The 3,156-nt window shown below is 75.7% G+C and carries 2 protein-coding genes; one reads left to right on the forward strand and one right to left on the reverse strand.

All coding sequences use genetic code 11. The features are described 5' to 3' along the window. Positions 1-19: 19 nt before the first annotated feature. Positions 20-1,924 carry an NAD-binding protein gene (locus tag RIM90_RS25060; RefSeq protein WP_309063029.1) on the reverse strand — a complete coding sequence of 635 codons (1,905 nt, stop codon included), beginning with the start codon at positions 1,922-1,924 and terminating at the stop codon, positions 20-22. Positions 1,925-2,130: 206 nt separating this feature from the next. Here RIM90_RS25060 and RIM90_RS25065 point away from each other — a divergent pair, with 206 nt between their 5' ends. Then, positions 2,131-3,129, forward strand: a complete 999-nt coding sequence (locus tag RIM90_RS25065; RefSeq protein ID WP_309063022.1) for a permease — start codon at positions 2,131-2,133, stop codon at positions 3,127-3,129. Positions 3,130-3,156: the final 27 nt, after the last annotated feature.

Here is a 3,156-nt window from a genome sequence, read left to right on the forward strand (position 1 = left end):
GGGGAGCGGGCCGCGGGGCTCACCTCCCCGCCCGCTCCCGCCCCCTGCGTCCCAGCAGTTCCGCCAGCCCCCGTCGTGTGGCGGCCAGCACCACGCGGTCCTCGGCGCGCAGGACGTACGTGTCGGGCAGGTCCCACACCAGCCCCGCCCCCGGTACCTCCTCCGCCGGGCCTTCCGCGGAAGTCCCCGCCCGCTCCGGGGACGCCGCCGTGTCCAGGGCCAGCACCCGCCACGCCCCGGCCCGGAACGCCTCGCCGACCGTCTTCCCCTCCAGCTGCGGATGCCCGCCCACGGCCACCGCCGCGAACAGCAGCACCCGCCGCTCGACCGGGATCGCGCCCAGGATCTGCCGGCCCATCATCGCCCCGGCGAACGCGGGCGCGGCCAGGTGGGACACACTGCGGCTCCGGGTCAGCGCGCCGGGGTGCGCCGTCCGCAGGGTGCGGTACACCGCCGTCGCGAAGTCGTCGTCGTACAGCCGCAGCACGGCCCGCAGATCGGGCCGCACGGACCGGGCGTACAGCACCGCCTCGAGGTTGGTGGTGTCCGCGCTGGTCAGCGCGAGCAGCACATCCGCCCGGTGGATCTTCGCGGCCTCCAGCACGCCCTCCTGCGTGACGTCCCCGAGCACCACCGGCACCCGCAGCCGCCGCGCCGTCGCCATGCCCCGCGCCTCCGGGTCGGCCTCGACGCACACCACCGGGATGTGCAGCTCCCGCAGCCGCGTCAGCACCCGCGTCCCGATCTTGCCCAGCCCGAGCAGCACCACGTGCCCGCTCAGCCCGCGCGGCGGCTTCCGCAGCGCCGACGCGGTGCGGAACGTCCCCAGCGCCTCCAGTACCGCCGCCAGCAGCACCGGCAGCAACAGCAACCCCACCAGTCCCGACAGCAGTTGCAGGATCTGCCGTCCCATGGACTCGTTGTGCGCGGGCTCGTTGATGGCGAAGAGGTCGAGCAGGGTGACGTAGGTGGCGTGCAGCGGGTGGTCCTCCGTGACCACCGTCAGCGCGACGGCGAGCGCGACCACGGCCGCCACCAGTCCCGCCAGCGACCAGCGCAGCCGTCGTGAGAACAGCGAGGCGAACGGCGGCACCCGGGCCCGCACGGCCGGCAGCGGCGGACCCGAGTAGGACACCTGCTCCAGCACCACCGTCCCGCGCCCCGTCGCCGCCGCCACCGCCGCCGCGTCGGGCAGCAGTTGGGGTCCCTGGTCCCCGCTGTCCTCCGAACCCTCGCTGCCGGCCGGGTCGTTGCTCGTCGCGGACAGCAGCGCCAGGGTGCACAGCCCGGGGTCGGCCACCTGGCCCGGCTCCGGCGGCCGGCGTTCCACGGCCCGCAGCAGCAGGCCGTCGGCGTCGACGACCTTGCTGGTGCCGACGAGCGCGGTGGCGACCAGCGCGGGCGCGGCCGTGTCCGCGTCGGACAGGACGGTCGTGGAGGCGTCGACTCCCGGCCCGGCCCGCTCCTGCGCGTCCGGGTCGGCCAACTCGGCGGCCTGGTCCAGCAGCTCCTCGATGTGCTGGCCCAACCGCCGGTTGTAGAGCCTCAGGACGATCCGCAGGCGGGGATTGAGCCGGCGGGCGGTGAGCGCGGCGCGGATGTTGGTCTCGTCGTCGTCGTACACGAGGGCCAGCGCGGCGGCCCGCTCCACGCCCACCTCGGCGAGCACGGCCTCGGTCGGCTCGGCGGCCTCCACCACCCGCTCGCCCGGGACCGGGGTCCCGCCGGAGCCGCCGTTGCCCCGGTTGACGGCGGTCACGACCCGGTCGAGCAGGGCCGCGGAAGCCGCGCGGGCCCGCCCGACCACCGGCTGCCGCACCTGGCTCCCGGCCGGTGGCACGACGAGCGCGACCTGCTCGCGGTACACGCCCCGGAGTTCGGCGGCGAGCCGGTGCGCCAGGCCGTCGTCACCGCACACCACCATGGGCGCGGACGGGTCGCCGGGCAGGGCCGGATTCGGAAGGAGGCTCACCACGAGGGAAGAGACTGCCGCATCCGCACGGGCGGTTCCAGGCGTGATCGGCGACGGGCTGAACGGCCGTACCGGATGCGCCGTATGAAGCCGTATGAAGGGGAGGGGGTCCGGCGGCCCCGCTTCGTCGCGCGTTCTTCCGGAGGTGTACCCGGCCCGTGGCCCTCACCGAGTCAGCCCCGGAGGAGACCGGGCCCGCCGAGGAGCCCCGTCACCTCGACTCCCCCCTCCTGCTCACCCTGGCGCTGCTTGCGGCCGTGATGTTCCAGGACCCGGTCCGTCGCGCCCTGGCCGCCCCGGTGATGCAGAGCTGGATGACGGTGTTCGTGGCGGTGATCGTCCAGGCCCTGCCCTTCCTGGTGCTCGGCGTGCTGCTGTCGGCGGTGATCGCGGTGTTCGTCCCGCCGTCCTTCTTCGCCCGCGCGCTGCCGGGGCGTCCGGCGCTGGCGGTCCCGGTCGCGGGCGCGGCGGGCGCGGTCCTGCCCGGCTGCGAGTGCGCGTCCGTGCCGGTGGCGGGCGCGCTGGTGCGCAGGGGGGTGACCCCGGCGGCGGCCCTGGCGTTCCTGCTGTCCGCTCCCGCCATCAACCCGGTCGTGCTGACGGCCACCGCGGTCGCCTTCCCCGACGACCCGCGGATGGTCCTCGCCCGCTTCGTCGCGAGCCTGCTCGTGGCGTGCGCGATGGGCTGGCTGTGGCACCGCCTCGGCCGTACCGACTGGCTGCGTCCCCCTGCCCGCTCGGCCCACGAGGGCCGGGGCGGGGGCGCCGCGTTCTGGGGTTCGGTACGGCACGACGTGATGCACGCGGGCGGCTTCCTGGTGGTCGGCGCGATGGCCGCGGCGACGCTGAAGGCGGTGGTCCCGGCCGAGTGGCTGCGCGCGGCGGCCGGCAACCCGGTGCTGTCGGTGCTGGCGCTGGCGGCACTCGCCGTCCTGCTGTCCCTCTGTTCGGAGGCGGACGCGTTCGTGGCGGCGTCGCTGACCCAGTTCTCGCCGACGGCCCGGCTCACCTTCCTGGTGGTGGGCCCGATGATCGACCTCAAACTCTTCGCCCTGCAGGCGGGCACGTTCGGCCGTGCCTTCGCCCTGCGCTTCGCCCCCGCGACCTTCGCGACGGCGGTGGCGGTCTCGGCCCTGACGGGAGCGGTGCTGCTGTGAACCGGAGCGACCGGGGCGACCGGAGCG

The organism is Streptomyces sp. (genome assembly GCF_031181555.1).
GTDB lineage: Bacteria > Actinomycetota > Actinomycetes > Streptomycetales > Streptomycetaceae > Streptomyces > Streptomyces fimbriatus.

What these genes read in the sequence shown, in the direction of transcription:
- RIM90_RS25060 (WP_309063029.1), bottom strand. Translation starts at nt 1,924, where the DNA reads ATGGTGGTGTGCGGTGACGACGGCCTGGCGCACCGGCTCGCCGCCGAA.